Raw genomic sequence first — 16,539 nt, 5'->3', positions numbered from 1 at the left:
ATTACGGGCACTTCGACACGGCAGGAATATTGCATCCGGACTGTCAGAACTCATCGGTTGATCGGTAGGAGAGGCTTTACGCCTCGATTCAGAACTTCGCACAGCGAAGTGGCTCCATCAAATCGGAAGTGTCGCAACGCCGTTGTGTCGGCGTTTCTGAAGCAGGAGGCACTTCGACGCGGCAGGATGGTTGCATCCGGATTGGCAGAACTCATCGGTTGATCGGCAGGAGAGGCTTTACGCCTCGATTTGGAACGCAATTCAGGTCAGCGGTTTTCGAGGGATGGACCCTCCACTGCAGGAAAATGCCTACAACCGCCCCAGGCCCTGGGAAAGGTGATAGGCAATGTCATTCCAGCGCAGTTCCTTCTTGAATTCGGAGAGTTTTGTCTCCGCGTTGATGACCACGATCTCGATCCCGGACATGGCGGCGAAATCTTCCAGATGCTCGGTCGTGACGGCGTAGCTGTAACCGGTATGGTGGGCGCCGCCGGCATGGATCCAGGCCGCGCAGGCCGTCTTGAAATCGGGCTGGCAGGCCCAGAGGGCCCGGGCCACCGGGAGCTTGGGCAGTGGCTTCGGCGGGACGACCGCGGTGACTTCGTTGACAATGAGGCGGAACCGGTTGCCCAGGTCCACCATCGAGGCGTTGAGGGCGGGGCCCGCCGGTGCGTTGAAGACCAGTCGCGCCGGATCGGCCTTCCCGCCGATGCCGAGGGGATGGACCTCGAGGGACGGCTTGCCCGCGGCGATCGATTCGCAGATTTCCAGCATGTGGGCCCCGAGAACGAGGTGACCCTTGGGATCGAGATGATAGGTGTAGTCCTCCATGAAGGAAGTGCCGCCCTTGAGGTCGGCCCCGATCACCTTCATCGAGCGCAGGAGGGCACAGGTCTTCCAGTCCCCCTCCGCTCCGAAGCCGTAGCCGTCGGCCATCAACCGCTGGACGGCCAGGCCGGGCAGTTGCTTCAGGCCGTGCAGGTCTTCAAACGTGGTGGTGAACCCCTTGAAGCCGCCCTCGTTGAGGAAGGAACGCAGTCCCAGCTCGATCCGGGCCGCTTCGCGGACGGAGGCGTGCCGCCTGCCGCCCTTCCTCAGGTCCTTGGCCATCTTGTAGCTGGCTTCGTATTCCTGGCAGAGAGCCGTCACGGCATTCGGAGACGCCGCCTCGACGTGGGCGACCACGTCACCCACGCCGTATCCATTAACAGAATACCCGAAACGGAGCTCGGCCGCAACCTTGTCGCCGTCGGTCACGGCGACCTCCCGCATATTGTCGCCGATCCGGGCGATCCGCGCGCCCTGCATGTCATGGTGGGCGCGGGCGGCCCGCATCCAGGCCCCGAGGCGGTCCTGCACCTCGGGGTCGCCGTGGTGGCCGACGACCACCTTGCGCTCGATCCGCATCCGGGAATGGATGAAGCCGGCCTCCCGGTCCCCGTGGGCGGACTGGTTGAGGTTCATAAAGTCCATGTCGATCGTGCCCCAGGGCAGATCCCGGCCGAACTGGGTGTGGAGGTGGACGAAGGGTTTGTCCAGAGAGGCCAGGCCGGTGATCCACATTTTCGAGGGCGAAAAGGTGTGCATCCAGAGGACGAGACCGGCGCATTGCGGGTCGTTGTTCGCCTCAAGGCAACGGGCGCGGACTTCCTCGGTCCGGGTCACGATCGGCTTGAAAACGACCTTGAGGGGAATCCTTTTCGAGGCGGACAGCGAGTCCGCGATTTTCGCCGCGTTGGCGGCAACCTGCTTGAGGGCTTCGGGTCCGTAGAGGTGCTGGCTGCCGGTGACGAACCAGATTTCAGGTGAGGCGAGGTGTTTGATCATGGATTTTGTGAGGAGCGGAAGGTGGAAAACATTTGTTCTTGGAGATTGGCACCGCGACCCGGCGTGGCGGCGACAACCGGATTCTCCGGTGCCTTTGCCCGGCAACGCTGCTGTGCCGGCGCTTCGGACCTGCGGGGAAAGAAAGCGACATCTTTCGGGTTCTTCAGGAGGAGGCGGCTTCCTTGATGGCGAGCAGATCTTTCATGACCGTGCCGAGGTTGCTGGTGGCATCGACCCCGCCAAGGGCGTCGTGCATCCGGCGGTAGAGGCCATAGAGCTGGTTGTAGACGGCCTGGTTGGCCTTGATCGGCTTGTATTCGATGGCCTTGATCGAGGTCATGGCCTTCTGGGCGGACTTGAACGAGGCGTGTCCGCCTTTGGCTTTCCCTGCGAGGACGGCGGCCGCCACAGCCGAACCGAGGGCACAGGCCTGGCTGGAGCCGGCCACCTGCATGGTGCACCCGGTCACGTCGGCGTAAATCTGCATGAGCATCGGGTTCTTTTCGGCAATACCGCCGGCGCAGACCACCCGGCGGACCGGGACGCCGTATTCCTTCAAACGTTCGATGATGGCCCTTGCACCGAAGGCGGTCGCCTCGATCAGGGTCCGGTAGATCTCGGCCTGGGAGGTGTGCAGGGTCTGGCCCATGAGCAGGCCGGAGAGCATGGGATCGACGAGGATGGTGCGGTTGCCGTTGTTCCAGTCGAGGGCGAGCAGACCGGACTGCCCCGGCTTCAGTCTGGCTGCCTGGCGGGTCAGCCTGGCATGGAGTTTCTCGTCCCCCTGACAGACGACCTCGACCCACCATTTGAAGATGTCGCCGACCGCGGATTGGCCGGCTTCGATTCCATAGAAACCGGGAAGGATGGCACCCTTGACAATGCCACAGATCCCGGGGATGTCGGCCACGGTCTTTCTGGCGGAGATGACGCTGCAGTCGCAGGTCGAAGTCCCGATCACCTTGACGAGGACACCCTCGGCCACTCCGCAGCCGATCGCGCCGTAATGGACGTCGAACTCGCCGACGGTGATGGGGATGCCGGCGGGCAGGCCGGTCTTCTTCGCCCACTCGGACGAGAGAACCCCGGCCGACTCGGTGGCGTCATGGGCCTTTTCGTAAAGGCGGTCGCGCAGGTCGGCCAGCTTGGGGTCCAGCTTGGCAAGGAATTCCCTGTCGGGAAGTCCGCCCCATTCATCGCAGTAAAGGGCCTTGTGGCCGGCGGCGCAGATGCCTCGCTTGACCGCGAGCGGATCGGTCACCCCGGCGAGGACGGCGGGAATCCAGTCGCTCAATTCGACCCAGGAAAAAGCCGCCTCAAAGACCTCGGGTGAGGTTTTGAGGCAGTGCCAGATCTTCGACCAGAACCACTCGGAGGAATAGGTGTTGCCGCATTTGGCGATGTATTGGGGACGGATCTCGGCGGCCAGTTCGGTGATCCGGGCCGCTTCGCGCCAGCCGGTGTGGTCTTTCCAGAGCCAGCACTGGGCGGCGAGGTTCTTCTTCCATTTCCGATCGAGGGCGAGCGGACGGTTCGTCCGATCAACCGGGATCGGGCTGGAACCCGTCGTGTCGACCCCGATGCCGATGACCTTCTTCGGTGAAAAGCCATTCCTGCGGCCGGCGCTCCTGAGCGCTCCCTTGATGCTCGCCTCGAGTCCGTAGAGGTGGTCGGCGGGGCTCTGCCGGGCGAGATTGTGGTCCTTCGGATCGAGGAGAATGCCCTGCTGGCCGCTCGGGTAGTTGACGACGCAGCTGCTGATTTCGCGACCGTCGGCGGCCCGGACGATCAGGCAGCGGACGGAGTTGGTACCGTAATCAATTCCAAGGGTAAACACGATGGTATCCTGGGTTGAGGATGGGACGGGTTGAACGAGAGAATTCCATTACGGTAACGTTTCCGGGCTTAAGATCGAGCCCTTCCGAAACGATCGACCGGTCCTGACCGGGCACCCGCCCGGCCAACGGGTTTGGGATCAACCGCCCCGGTTTGCCCAGTCTACGGGCCAAGCGCGGCCTCCCGAACAGTAATACGGAGCCGGTCGCAAAGCCTTTCCTGTCTGAAAAAAAGGATCCTGACGCAAGGTGCGACGTCCGGTCAGAGCCAGAAACTGAAATAGAGGTAGATACCGATGACGAGGGCAAGGACGCCGAAGGAGCCGACGACTTCGGGCATGCCCCAACTGGCCCGGTTCTCCGCCCGTTGTTCGGGGGTGATGGCCGTGTAGGTCAGCCCCGAGATCTCTTCGTCCGACTGCTGGGGTGCGGTCAGCGAGGCCACCACGATGATGATCACGCTGACGGCGAAGAGGAGGCCTGAGGCATAAAGGAAATTGAATTCTCCGAGCCAGACGAAGAAGGCCGGTCCGGCGATGGCTCCGCCGCCGACGAGGGCCTGGACTACCAGTTTGATCATGCCGAGGACAAAGCCGACGAGCAGACCGGTGAGGGCGCCGCGGGCGTTGATCCGCTTGAAGAAGAGGCCGAGCAGAAAGACCGCTGTGATCGGCGGGGCCAAGTAGCCCTGGACCGACTGCAGATACTGGTAGAGGCCACCCTGCGAAACCATCGGCATGATGGGAATCCAGAGAATCCCGAAGATGACGACAACCCCGGTGGCGAACCGTCCGACCGTGACGAGGTGGGCCTCGGACTTTCCGGGACGCAACTTCTCGTAGATGTCGACCGTGAAGAGGGTGGCGCAGGAATTGAAAAGGGAGGCGAGAGAACTCATCAGGGCGGACATGAGGCCGGCCACCACGATACCCCGAAGGCCGGCCGGCAGGAGTGAGGCCACCATGGTCGGGAAGACCATGTCGCCGTCGAGGTCACCGTCGAGCTTGGACGGGATGTGGATGATGCCTTTCTGATGGAGAGCGTAGCCGATCATTCCGGGAATCAGGAAAATGAATACGGGAAGAACCTTGAGGAATCCACCGAAGATGGCGCCACGCCGTGCGTCCCTGAGGCTTTTGGCGGCGAGGGTGCGTTGCACGATGTACTGGTCCGTACACCAATACCAGATGCCGATGATGGGCGAGGCGATCATGACGCCGAGCCAGGGGAAATCGGGATCGGAGAGCGGACGCCATAGGGCAAAACTGCGGGCATTTTCGGACGCGATGGTCTGGAGTTCGCCCCACCCGCCGAGTTGCGCCAGACCGAAGATGGTGATGAAGACCGAGCCGAAGAGGAGGAGGCCGGTCTGGGCGACTTCGGTGTAGACGACCGCCCGAAGTCCCCCGAAGACAGTGTAGATCCCGGTCAGGATGACGGTGGTGAGGGCGCCGACCCAGAAGGCGTTTTCCGGGCTGCCGAAGGTGTCGGGCAGCAGGGTCCGGAAGACGATGGCGCCGGCGTAGACCGTAACCGAGACCTTGGTGAAGACGTAGGCGACGAGGGAGACGATTGAGAGGACCCAGCGCGTCGCACTGCTGAAGCGTTGTTCCAGAAACTCCGGCATGGTGAAGACACCGGAACGGTAGTAGAAGGGAACAAAGACCCAGCCGAGCATCAGCATGATCCAGGCGTGCAGTTCCCAATGGGCCATGGCCATGCCGCTGGAAGCACCGTTGCCGGCCAGGCCGACAATATGCTCGGAGCCGATGTTGGAGGCGAGGAGCGAGCACCCCACGACGAACCAGCTGATCTCGCGACCGGCAAGAAAGTAGTCGGTCGAAGTCTTTACCTTCCTTGAGGACCACCAGACGATGGTGATCAGGAGAATGAAGTAGGCGGCGACGAAGAACCAGTCGATGAATTGCATGATTCGGGGAACGGTGGGGTCGGGGAAATCCGGCTGTCAGCCCGGAAGAACGCGGAATCTTGGGCGGATCCCGGGCGGGAATCCAGCCTGATGTCATGACGGTCCCCGTTTTTTCTCAGGACCGTCATGTGGGAGAATAACCCATCGCGGGTGAATCGGCAGGCTGATGGCATGCCTCTCCTGCGGTTCGGGAATCCGGTTGAACCGCCGGAACTAATCCTCCGGCCAGTTCTCGAAATCCGTGGCGTTGACCCAGCCGGGAACACCGATCTCACCGGCCTTGTAGCGATTGTAGAAATCCCGGTTCTGCTCGTTGGCCACCCTGTAGTGGTCGAAGACGGCACCCTCGCCCCGCATCCGCGGATCCTCCTGGGCGGTCAGCTCGGCGATCATCTGAGCCCGCATTTGGTCGGTCGTTGCGCGGTGGGCGGGGTCCTCCGCGAGGTTGACCAGGCAGTCGGGGTCGACGGCCAGGTTGTAGAACTCTTCCCGGGGTCGCTTGCCGAAGCTCAGGTCCCAGAAACGCTTTTTCTCGGAATCCTGGCGCAGCTTGAGGATCTCGGTCTTGGTCGGGCTGCCGTCGCAGTTGAGGTAACCGGTTTCCGGATTGCCGACCGGCCACCGATCGATCTCGTAGTTGGTCAGGAAGAGCAGGTCGTTCTTGATCAGGCCGCGGATGGGATAGCCCTGATCGTCGGGTCGGCCGACATCGTGGCGTTCCTTCCCGATCAGGACATGATCGCGTTCCGGGAAAGCCTGATCGGGCGCGGCGCCCAGAAGGTCGAGCAGGCTGCGGCCGGAGGCGGGGGCCATCCCGGTCTCCTCCCAACTCAATCCGGCCACTTCGATCAGGGTGGGGGCGAAATCGATGAAACTGACGTAAGCGTCGACTTGGCGCCCGGGATGGGGGATGCCGGCCGGCCAGCGGATGGCCAGGGGCAGGTGGTTGGAGAATTCGTAGCCCTGACCTTTGGCGCGCGGGAAGGGCATGCCGTTGTCGGAGGTGACGATGATCAGGGTATTGTCCAGTTCCCCGCGCTCTTCGAGCAGGGCGATCATCCCTCCGAGATGGGTGTCGAAATGCTCGGTCTCGTAGGCGTAGTCGAGCATGTCGTTGCGCACGGTTTCATTGTCCGGCCAGAAGCCGGGGACACGGTCGATGTCATCCGGCTTCTTTCCGGCGAGGCGGGCACCGGATCCGTATTCGTAAGCCCGATGCGGCTCAAGGGACCCGTACCAGAAACACCAGGGTTTTCCCTCCGGCGCTGCGTCGACGAAGGCCTCGAAATTCCGCGCGTAGTCGTTGTTCGAGATGTGCGGGGTCGGCGGTTCCCGATGGTGATCGTTCCAGGGCTTCCCGGCGAGTTCGCGCGGTTCGCCCGACGCGGTCACGGCGACTCCCGGGGCCCATCCCTTGGCGGTTGAACCGACATGATAGCCGTGCTCGGCCAGGACCTCAGGATAGACTTTGAACTCGGGCGGAAAGTAGCACATGTGGTTGGCCGCCTCCTTCAGTTGCCAGGAGTTGCGCCCGGTCAGGACCGCGGCCCGCGACGGGGCGCATTTCGCATTCGGAGTGAAGGCCCGGGTGAAGAGGAGGCCTTCCCGCGCGATCCGGTCGAAGGCCGGCGTCTTCACCCATTGGCAGCCATAGGCGCCGGCATGGCCGAAGGACCAGTCATCGGCCACCGCCAGAAGGATGTTCGGGCGTTTCGCGGGAGCGGCCGCCGCCGGGTCGGCGGCCACGGATTGCGAGGAGGTGAGGGACATGAGCAGAAGAAACGCTGTCAGGTATCGCATGGCCACCGGTGCTTGCCTCAGCGGGCGCCGAAACGGTAGATCGTGGTCGTCTGGTAGGTCTCGCCCGGATTGAGGATGGTCGAGGGAAAGAAGGGCTGGTTCGGCGAGTCCGGGTAATGCTGGGTTTCCAGGCAGAAACCATTGCGGAAGTGGTAGGGGCGCCCGCTCTTGCCGACCAAGGTCCCGTCGAGGAAGTTGCCGCAGTAGAACTGCAGGCCGGGTTCGGTGGTGTGGACTTCGATGGTGCGGCCCGAGACCGGCTCGTAAACGGTGGCGGCCAGCGCCATGGAGCCGTCCTGATTGTTCAGGACCCAGTTGTGATCGTATCCGCCGCCGAATTTGAGCTGTTCGTTCTCCCAGTCGACCCGCTCACCGATGGCGTGGGGGGTGGTGAAGTCGAAGGCGGTTCCGGAAACCGGGGCGAGTTGGCCGGTCGGGATCAGGCCGGCATTGACGGGGGTGTAGCGATCAGCCGTGAACATGAGGACGTGACCGAGGATGTCGCCGTCTCCTTCACCCTTGAGGTTGAAGTAGGAGTGATTGGTCAGGTTGACCGGGGTGGCCTTGTCGGTCGTGGCGTGGTAGTCGATCCGGAGTGCGTCGTCGTTGGTCAGGGTGTAGGTGACCTTGACCTTCAGGTTGCCGGGATAACCTTCCTCTCCGTCGGCGCTCAGGTAATGGAGGGTAAGGGTGGCTTCCCCGTCGGTGATGGACGGTTTTGCCTTCCAGACGACTTTGTCGAATCCCCTGATGCCTCCGTGAAGGTGGCAGGGGATATCGCCCGGGTCGTTGTTCTTGGCCAGGGTGTAGGTCTCACCGTTGAGCGTGAAGGTTCCGCCGGCGATCCGGTTGCCGTAGCGGCCGATGATCGCCCCGAAGTAGGGGGTTTCCGCGATGTAGTCATCCAACGAATTGTAGCCGAGAACGATGTCACCGAGGTTGCCAAGGCGGTCCGGAGTGAGGAGCCGCACAACGATGCCACCGTAGTTGGTGATGTCGGCTTGCAGGCCGTTGGCGTTTTTCAGGGTGTAGAGCTCAACCGACGTGCCGTCGGTCGTCCGACCGAAGGACTGCAGGGTGATGCTGGCCGGAGTGGCCGAAGCGATGGATAGCCCGGCGGCTGCGAGGAGGGATGCGATCAGTGTTTTTGGATTCATGTTCTTGATGGAAGGGGGGTAGACTTTGGGTTCAGATTCGTCAGTTGCAGGGCCGGAGTCAATGGGCGGCACCGGCGTGTTTGCGGTGGGGTTGGAGGGTTTCCAGAAGGTGTTCTTTCAGTCGGACGACATACCCCTGGTAACGGGATGCGGGCAGAGCGGCTTCGTCGGGGAGGGCGGCGATGGCGTCGGCCCGGTCGGAGACCGCCGGCCCGAGGGCGGTCAGACTGTTCAGGGCGGCGCACACGACAAAGAGATTCTGACTTTGTCCGTCGGCGTGGGCGAGGAGCCGATCGACGGCTGTCGATCGATCCTCGCTGTCGCCATAAAGTCCGAGTGCCTCGGCGGCCGCGATGCGCACATAGGGGGAGAAATCATCGATGGCGACCCTGAGCGAATCCGCATGGCGGCGGGCTGCGTTCTCGCCGCGCATGGTCAAACCGAGGATCGCCCAATAGCGGATTGCGCTATGCGAATCCATCAGTCCCTCGACCAGTCCGGGTTCCGCCGCGGGATCGAGGGACGAGGCAAGGTCGGCCATGTCGTAAATCTGTTTCAGCGGGTAGCGGGCCGGGTCGTGCCCGAGGGCGTAGGGCGAGTCGTTGACGGCGCGCTCAAAACGGTCTCCTTCGGGCAGAAATCCGGTATCCCGGATTTCAAGCAATTGATCGAGATGGGCCCTTTGGAAGCGCTTGAGCACCTCCTGATGGGCGGGTGATCCGGCCAGGTTGATCACTTCGTCGGGATCGCTTTGCAGATCGTAGAGTTCCTCGGGGGGCCGTGGTTGCCAGAACGCAACCTGGGCGGGAGTCAGGGCGCCCTGATCGAAGAGTTCCTTCCAGATCCGGGTGGTCGGGGTTTCGAATTGATAGCGGACATGCTGACCGTGAGGCAGGTGGGGAAGGTAGTTGCGCAGGTAGACAAATCGACCGTCGGTCACGGACCTGACCAGATCCATCCGCTCGTCCATCCTGCCCCGGAAACCGTAGTTGAACTCGCGGCCGTCCGTCTGCCACGGTCCGAGAAAGGCTTCTCCCTGCATCCATGGGGGTGGTTGGATCCCGGCCAGGCTGAGCACGGTGGGTGCGAAATCGACGAAGGCGACCAGGCGATCGGAAACGCCGCCCGCGACATACTCGGGTGGACGCAGGTCCCGAAAGGCTTCCGGGATATAGATGATGAGAGGCACCTGGAGGCCGGAGTTTCCCGCGAAGCGCTTGCTCCGGGGCATCCCGCTGCCGTGGTCGCCCCAGTAGAAGACAATGGTGTCCGCGCTCATCCCGGCCTCTTCGAGCTCTTTCAACCGGTCACCGGCCACCGCATCCGCCTGCGTTACGGTATCATAATACTGTGCCCAGTCCTGGCGTACTTCCGGGGTATCCGGATGGTAGGCGGGCACGCGAACCAGGGCCGGATCATGAACCGCCTCGTGGGGACGGACCCGGAGCCGGCTCTCATGGCTGACCGTGGAATTGAAGACGGCAAAGAAGGGCTGGTCGCCCGATCGATTCCTCCAATGGGCCTGGGCCGAAGAATCATCCCAGACCTGCCCGGGCTTCCTCAGATTGTAGTCTTCCTTTGCGTTGTTCGTGCAGTAATAGCCGGCCTCGCGCAGGTATTGCGGAAACATGCGGAAACCTTCCGGCAGGGCGACTTCGCTGCGCATCTGTTCGGCTCCGGTCGACGTCGCATAGAGTCCCGAGATGATCGTGGTCCGGGCCGGCGCACAGACCGGGGCATTGGACCAGACATGGGTGTAGCGGAGTCCCCGGCTTGCCAGTTGGTCGATGTTCGGGGTCGTCGCGTAGGTATCCCCGTAGCACCCCATCTGCGGACCATGATCCTCGCTGGAGATCCAGAGGATATTCGGCTGCCGGGCTGAGGCGAAAGAGGAAATGGCCATGAGGGCAAGAAGGACAACGGCGAGTCGTCGGGCCGGTAGTGCGGGCATTGAACGGAGGTCCATTTCCTGAGACTACTCTTCCCCCGGCACCATGGAAACCGAATCGTAATCCGGCAGGGAATTCCTCAGGCGGGCGATCTCTTCGGCGTAATCGGAACGCGCGACCAGATTGAGGTGTTGATCCGGATCATTGAGATCATCGTAGAATTCCTCCGTCCCGTTCACGTAGTGAATCAGGCACCAACGGTCGTCGCGGACCGCGTGGTTTCCCCGCAACCAGGTGGTCAGGACCGGTTCCCTTCTCCGGGCCTGCGGGTCCTGCAGGAGGGGCGCGAGGTCCTCCCCGGAGACCTGGATGGGAAGAGGCAGACCGGCACGGGCCACAACGGTCGGGTAGAGATCCTGGAGGGAAACGGCGGAGCGGCAGAAGCGGCCGTCGTTCGCCCCGATCTGCGGATCACGGATGAGCAGGACGTTCCGGTCCGCCTCATCCCAGAGGGCGGTCTTGCCCATCCGGCTCTTCTCGCCCAGATGGTAGCCGTGGTCGCTCCAGAGGATGACCACTGTATCCGCTGCATGGGGACCGGAGTTCAGGGCATCGATCAGGGCGCCGATGCAATGATCGGCAAAGGCCACGCAGGCGAGGTAAGCCTGGATCATCTCTCTCAGGGTCTGGAGGTCGGCGCCTGCACCGTCCATGGCGACCGCCCGGTCGAGGAAGCGCCGGTATTCGTTTCCACCGGTCGGCGATGCCGTCGTCCACTCCCGCCCGGCTTCGGGGACATCATCGAGATCGGCCAGCCAGGAATCCATCAATTCGCGGGTCACCTGAAGATCCTCGATCGGGACCCGGTCGAAGAATTCCGTCGGTGTCTTCCAGGGAAGATGGGGCTGGAAGATGCCGGCCGCGAGGAAGAAGGGTTGGTCGGTGGGAAGGGTGACCTCCCGGACGATTCCCTCATCGTCCATCAGGGTCGACCGGCCTTCACCGAGGAGGCGCGCGATGTGGCTGACGTTGACGTAATCCGCCGCCACCTCGGTCTGGGTCAGGGTCCTCCCGTAGTGGATATAGGTGTCCCAGGGCAGGCTGTAGCGGGGAGCCACATCGTCGGGATGGCGCTGAACCCCATGTTGACGGAAGACAAAGCTGTCCCAGGACAGCGTCGAGTCGGGCCAGTCGATGACCCGGTCGCCCCGGAACTCACGCCGCGGTTTGTGGAAGATCTTTCCGACGCCGGCGGTGAAGTAGCCGTTTTGCCGGAGGTATTGGGGCAGGGTGGTGACCTCCCTGAGATTCGGGTAATCGCGGAAACTCTCCGAATGCTGGTAATACCCGGACCGGTGGGTCGGCACGCCGGTCAGGAGGGCGGTGCGGGATGGTCCGCAGAGGGGGGAGGCGGTGAAGGACCGGCTGAATACGCGGCTTTCCGAAGCGAGGCGGTTGAGGTTGGGCGTCAGGGACGCGGCAAAGGCGTTCCGCCGATCCGGGTCCGGGAAGAGGGTTCCCAGAAGATTGCCGGGCTCATTGGCGAGATAGCCGACGCAGGTATTGAGATCGTCGACCGCGATGAAGAGGAAGTTGGGCTGAGCGGGCGTCTTTTCCTGCGCATCGGGGGCCGCCTGCAAGGCAGCAGACGAACCGAAGGCAAGAACGAAGGGCAGGTTGAGGATGAGTGGATGGAATCTCATGGCGGGGTCGGTGAACCTTCGTTGGTCGTTCGCGGGTAGACCTGGCTTTGCGCCGCCCAGGCCTCCCATTGGTTGGTCATGGCGGCCAGCAGGTCCGGGTGGGTGGCCGCCGCATCCTGGAGTTCGTTCCGGTCCCGGGCCAGATCGTAGAGCTCCCATCTATCGCCGGACTTCGCCCGGAGGGCTTTCCAGTCGCCGTGGCGAACGGCCCGCTCGCCATAGTGTTCCCAGAAAAACCACTCGGGGGTTGGCCGGTCCCCCGTCACCAGAATGGGAACGAGGCTGTGGCCGGCCGGTGGCGTGATGGGCTCACCGCGGAAGAATGACGGATAGGTCGCGCCGGTGACCTCGAGGACCGTGGCCATGATGTCGGCCAGGTAGCCGGGGGCCCCGGTCAGCGAGCCCGGGGCTGTCTTCAGTCCGGCCGGCCAGCTGACGATCAGCGGAGTCGCGATCCCTCCTTCATTCAGCCGGGCCTTGTAGCGTCGGAATGGCGTGTTGGAGGCGTTGGCCCAACCGGTCCCATAGGAGGATCCGTCTTCCGGGTGAGCCGGCCCGCCGGCTCCGCCGGCGTGGGGCTTGTTGATTGCCTCGAAGGTGCCACCACCCAGATCACTGTATGGTTCCGCGCATCCTCCGTTGTCCGAGAGGAAGAAAACGAGGGTGTTCTCAAAGACGCCGCGTTCTTTCAATGTCGCGATGACCCGACCGATATTCCAGTCCATGCGGTGGATCTGGGCCGCGTAGACGGCCATGCGGAAATCCAGTTGGACCTGTGCGCTGAGGGTCAGTTCATCCCAGGCGCGGGCCCCGTCGTCGCGGGGAGAAAGGCCCCATTCCCTTTTCACGACACCCATCTGCACCTGTTTTGCCCAACGCTCTTCCCGCAACCTGTCCCAGCCCATCCGATACCGGCCGACGAACTTGGCGATATCCTCGTCGCGGGCATGGAGCGGCCAATGCGGGGCGTTGAAGGCGAGGTAGAGGAAAAACGGACGATCATCCTCCTGGTCGCGGATGAACTCGACCGCGTAGTCGGCGAAGGCGTCGGTCGTGTAGTACTCGGGGTCCTCGGGTGGCGGGACCGGTTCGTTGTCGAGGGTCAATCCGCGGGGCGGTCTGGGTTGGAAATAGCTGCTGGCTCCGGAGATGATACCGTAGAAGCGGTCAAATCCGCGCTGCCGTGGCCACTTTTCGCGATCATGGTACCCGAGGTGCCATTTTCCGGCCATGTAGGTGTGGTAGCCGGCACAGCCGAGGACTTCCGCCAGGGTGACACAGTTGCGGTTCAGGTAGCGGATATAGCCGGGTCCGGCATCAGGGGGTGCGGTCTGGTTGGGATCCTCGGCCAGGATCCCCACACCGGTCTGGTGCGGGTGAAGCCCGGTCAGCAGCGCCGCCCGGGTCTGGGAGCAACGGGCGGTGTTGGTGAACTGGGTGAAGCGCAGGCCGCCGGCGGCGAGTTGATCGAGGTTGGGAGTCGGGATTTCACCTCCGTAGCATCCGATATCCGAATAGCCCATGTCGTCGGCCATGATCAGGACGATATTGGGTCGGGCCTCTGCCCGGAGCCCGGGAGCGACCGCGATCATCAGGATTCCGCCGGCAATGAGGAGGCAGTCGCGCAGGGCAGGGATTGGCGTCAGGAGATTATGGAGACACATTCGATTCAAAGGACGTCGATGACAATGCGGCGGTAGGCGCAGAGGGAAGCGATCTTGTTCAGATCGGCGACTTCGAGGACCAGGTGGATCTGGGTCCCGGCCGCATCACCGGGAATGACCAGACACGTCCTTGCGGAAGAGGGTTCCGGGACCGCGATTGCCCCCGGATAAGTGCCGGCCTCCGGATAGATCCACCAGGATACCGCGAGCGGGTCGCCGTCAGGATCGCTCGAGCCCCCGGCATCCAGGCCCAGGACGTCTCCGGCGGTGGCTCTCATCCGGACGATGGTGGGCGTGGCATCGCCGTTGAAGACGGCGACAGGATGATGATTGGCCTGCTCAAAGGGCTTCCCGCACCAGTCCATCCGGCAGAGCTGATCGTTGAACATGGCCTGGCGAAAGCGCCAGACCGGGGCGTAGGAATTCGTCATGCCGATTCCTGTTTTCGGGTCCGTCCAGGTGTCGGCGTCGTCGATGAAGGCCGCGAAGCCTCCGTAAGTCTCCTCGTCGGGCCGGATGTCGGGGTGACGCGACCAGGGATTTGCAGACTTTTCCCGGCTGTAGCGGCCGCTCCATCCACCCCAGGAGGGATGGTTGATGTCGGAGAGTCCGGGATGCAGCAGTCCGATCCACGGGATGGTGCCGCCGCCCTCCTGGAAGCCGAGGCCACCCATCCGGAACAGCCTCAGCGGGTAGAGCTTCCCCAGGGGGCCGTGGCCGGCGATGACATTTTCCAGGAGCCATTGGTGCTGCCCGACGGTGCTGTAGGCGTAGGGTTCCCAGGTATGCGGACCGAGCTGCTTTCCGTCCGGACCGCCGTCATTGCCCGGGCCGCCGTAACTGTAGGTCTGGTAATTGCTGCGCACCCAGTGGATTTCGGGAAACTCATGGCAGATCCAGGCTCCCGCATTGTCCTGGGACCCATTCTCGAACACCCGTAATCGCTCCACCACGCGGGCCATCTGGTCAGGGCTTTGTCCGGCCTGTAGATCGATAAGGGCCTGCGCGAGTGTGTTCGAACCGGCATTGACGACCACGTAGAGCGGCCGGGGATCTTCCTTGAGCAGTGCTTTGGCGATGAGAGCCGATCCCGCACTGGCCCGGCCGGGTCCGGTGTCGCCGATGCCGTATCCGGGCTGACCGGCCGCGGTGATGGCGTGGAGATGCTCCGGGGAAGGCCACCCGGCGGCGTGAAGTTCGAGATTCCCGACCACGCGGGAGTATCCGTCGATCAAATGATGAAACAGTTCCGGACGGGGATCCTCCCGCAGGTACTTGCCGGTGACGGCAATGAGCCCCTCCAGATCGAAGGCGTTGCATGACATCAACAGGTGAACCATCTGCTGCTCCTCATCGGGCTCGTTGCCCATGTCAGCCAGGATGATGACCCGGTCGCGGGCGGGCAGGAGAGTCACGACAAAGAGGAACAACCCGAAAAGAGTCGGTATCCCGACGCGGGGTTTTGGGGAAGCCATGCGATGATTCTCGGTCGACGATCAGGTTCCGGCCAGCGGATCTTCATTTTCCGGTAAAGTGGAGTCCGGGTCGGGGGCGATGCTCCGGCCTTATGGGTGAAATAGAGTGAAATAAATGAGATGAACTAGTGAAATAAAAAGATTCACCTTTGGGGCAACGTGAGTTCTTCTCTTGGGGCAATTGTTTCCACCCACACGAAGCGCATGACAGAGAATCCCCTTCCCCTGATCGGCATCAGCGTCGGCGATCCGGCCGGAATCGGCCCTGAGATCACGGCCAAGGCACTGGACGACCCGGGACTTTACCGGATCTGTCGCCCGTTTGCGGTCGGTGAAGCCGAATTGATGCGGGAGGCGGTGTTGTTTTCGGGCCTCTCCCGGCCGGTTCACGCCATCGATGAGCCCGGTCAAGGAGTCTATGACGGCACGAGGATCAATGTGCTGGACCTCAAGAATGTGGATGGACGGCGGATTGCGCACCAGACGGTTTCGGCGGAGACCGGGCGGGCGTCCTATGAATATGTGGCCAGGGTGATTGAGCTGGCCATGGCGGGAAAGATCGATGCGACCGTGACCGGCCCGATCAACAAGGAGGCGATCTTTGCCGCGGGTTGCATCCATTCGGGTCACACGGAGATCTTCGGCGAGCTCACCGGGACCAAAGACTACGCCATGATGTTGGCTCATGAGGATTTCCGGGTCATTCACGTGACGACCCACGTTTCCCTGAGAAAGGCCTGCGATCTCATCAAGAAGGACCGGGTGCTCTCAGTCATCCGGCTGGCGGATTCGACCCTGAAGAAGATGGGAATGGAGAGGCCGAGAATCGGGGTCTGTGGCCTCAATCCCCACGCCGGAGAAAACGGGCTGTTCGGGCGGGAGGAGATCGACGAAATCCTGCCGGCGATCGAACGGGCCCGTGAGGAAGGGATCGAGGCCACGGGTCCGATACCCGGGGACACCGTCTTTTCCAAGATGGCGGGAGGCCAGTACGACATCGTCGTCGTCATGTATCATGACCAGGGCCATATCCCGACCAAGCTGAGGGGATTTCATTTTGACGAGAAGACCGGGGCTTGGGGTTCGATCTCCGGAGTCAACATCACGGCGGGTCTTCCCATCATCCGCGTATCCGTCGACCACGGGACAGCCTTCGACATCGCCGGAAAGGGCATCGCCAATCCCGAAAGCATGATCGAGGCCGTGCATGTTGCCGCGCAGATGGTGGTTCACCACAAAGTATGACGGATACCGGAGAC

At 62.7% G+C, this 16,539-nt stretch carries 10 protein-coding genes; 1 reads left to right on the top strand and 9 read right to left on the bottom strand.

From position 1 onward, the window contains the following. Window positions 1-309: 309 nt before the first annotated feature. The 9 genes from araA to R3F07_00265 all read right to left on the bottom strand — a co-directional run bounded on the left by araA (window position 310) and on the right by R3F07_00265 (window position 15,280). A complete protein-coding gene (araA, locus tag R3F07_00305) occupies window positions 310-1,827 on the bottom strand; it encodes an L-arabinose isomerase (GenBank protein ID MEZ5274800.1) in 1,518 nt (505 codons plus the stop codon). 163 nt (window positions 1,828-1,990) lie between these two features. Further along, a complete protein-coding gene (locus R3F07_00300; GenBank protein MEZ5274799.1) occupies window positions 1,991-3,664 on the bottom strand; it encodes a ribulokinase in 1,674 nt (557 codons plus the stop codon). Window positions 3,665-3,924: 260 nt separating this feature from the next. Then, entirely contained in the window at window positions 3,925-5,592 is a 1,668-nt protein-coding gene (locus tag R3F07_00295; protein ID MEZ5274798.1) for a sodium:solute symporter, read from the bottom strand. Between the two features lie 213 nt (window positions 5,593-5,805). Beyond that, window positions 5,806-7,392 (bottom strand): sulfatase, encoded by a 1,587-nt coding sequence (locus R3F07_00290; protein MEZ5274797.1) that lies wholly within the window; start codon window positions 7,390-7,392, stop codon window positions 5,806-5,808. Between the two features lie 17 nt (window positions 7,393-7,409). Next, on the bottom strand, window positions 7,410-8,549 hold the full coding sequence (locus R3F07_00285) for an aldose epimerase family protein (GenBank protein MEZ5274796.1): 1,140 nt from the start codon (window positions 8,547-8,549) through the stop codon (window positions 7,410-7,412). A 58-nt stretch (window positions 8,550-8,607) separates the two neighbouring features. Next, the gene (locus tag R3F07_00280; GenBank protein MEZ5274795.1) at window positions 8,608-10,500 is read right to left on the bottom strand and encodes a sulfatase-like hydrolase/transferase; all 1,893 of its coding nucleotides are present in this window, start codon (window positions 10,498-10,500) and stop codon (window positions 8,608-8,610) included. A gap of 24 nt (window positions 10,501-10,524) precedes the next feature. Further along, a complete protein-coding gene (locus R3F07_00275; GenBank protein ID MEZ5274794.1) occupies window positions 10,525-12,141 on the bottom strand; it encodes a sulfatase in 1,617 nt (538 codons plus the stop codon). After that, window positions 12,138-13,805, bottom strand: a complete 1,668-nt coding sequence (locus R3F07_00270; protein MEZ5274793.1) for an arylsulfatase — start codon at window positions 13,803-13,805, stop codon at window positions 12,138-12,140. The genes R3F07_00275 and R3F07_00270 overlap by 4 nt, the downstream gene beginning before the upstream one ends. A 5-nt stretch (window positions 13,806-13,810) precedes the next feature. Next, window positions 13,811-15,280, bottom strand: coding sequence for a DUF1593 domain-containing protein (locus R3F07_00265; protein ID MEZ5274792.1), 1,470 nt, complete (start codon window positions 15,278-15,280; stop codon window positions 13,811-13,813). A 204-nt stretch (window positions 15,281-15,484) separates the two neighbouring features. Here R3F07_00265 and pdxA point away from each other — a divergent pair, with 204 nt between their 5' ends. Continuing rightward, window positions 15,485-16,525: a 4-hydroxythreonine-4-phosphate dehydrogenase PdxA gene (gene pdxA, locus R3F07_00260; GenBank protein MEZ5274791.1), complete on the top strand. Its 1,041-nt coding sequence runs from the start codon at window positions 15,485-15,487 to the stop codon at window positions 16,523-16,525. The last annotated feature ends 14 nt before the right edge of the window (window positions 16,526-16,539 follow it).

This window comes from Opitutaceae bacterium (genome assembly GCA_041395105.1).
Taxonomy (GTDB): Bacteria; Verrucomicrobiota; Verrucomicrobiia; order Opitutales; family Opitutaceae; genus B12-G4.
Note: the sequence above shows the minus strand (reverse complement) of the source record. Positions and strands in the feature narration are given on the sequence as shown.

Bases quoted from the DNA above. Each gene is read 5' to 3' on its own strand.
- araA (MEZ5274800.1), bottom strand. From the start codon at position 1,827: ATGATCAAACACCTCGCCTCACCTGAAATCTGGTTCGTCACCGGCAGC.
- R3F07_00295 (MEZ5274798.1), bottom strand. From the start codon at position 5,592: ATGCAATTCATCGACTGGTTCTTCGTCGCCGCCTACTTCATTCTCCTG.
- R3F07_00290 (MEZ5274797.1), bottom strand. From the start codon at position 7,392: ATGCGATACCTGACAGCGTTTCTTCTGCTCATGTCCCTCACCTCCTCG.
- R3F07_00285 (MEZ5274796.1), bottom strand. From the start codon at position 8,549: ATGAATCCAAAAACACTGATCGCATCCCTCCTCGCAGCCGCCGGGCTA.
- R3F07_00280 (MEZ5274795.1), bottom strand. From the start codon at position 10,500: ATGCCCGCACTACCGGCCCGACGACTCGCCGTTGTCCTTCTTGCCCTC.
- R3F07_00275 (MEZ5274794.1), bottom strand. From the start codon at position 12,141: ATGAGATTCCATCCACTCATCCTCAACCTGCCCTTCGTTCTTGCCTTC.
- R3F07_00270 (MEZ5274793.1), bottom strand. From the start codon at position 13,805: ATGTGTCTCCATAATCTCCTGACGCCAATCCCTGCCCTGCGCGACTGC.
- R3F07_00265 (MEZ5274792.1), bottom strand. From the start codon at position 15,280: ATGGCTTCCCCAAAACCCCGCGTCGGGATACCGACTCTTTTCGGGTTG.
- pdxA (MEZ5274791.1), top strand. From the start codon at position 15,485: ATGACAGAGAATCCCCTTCCCCTGATCGGCATCAGCGTCGGCGATCCG.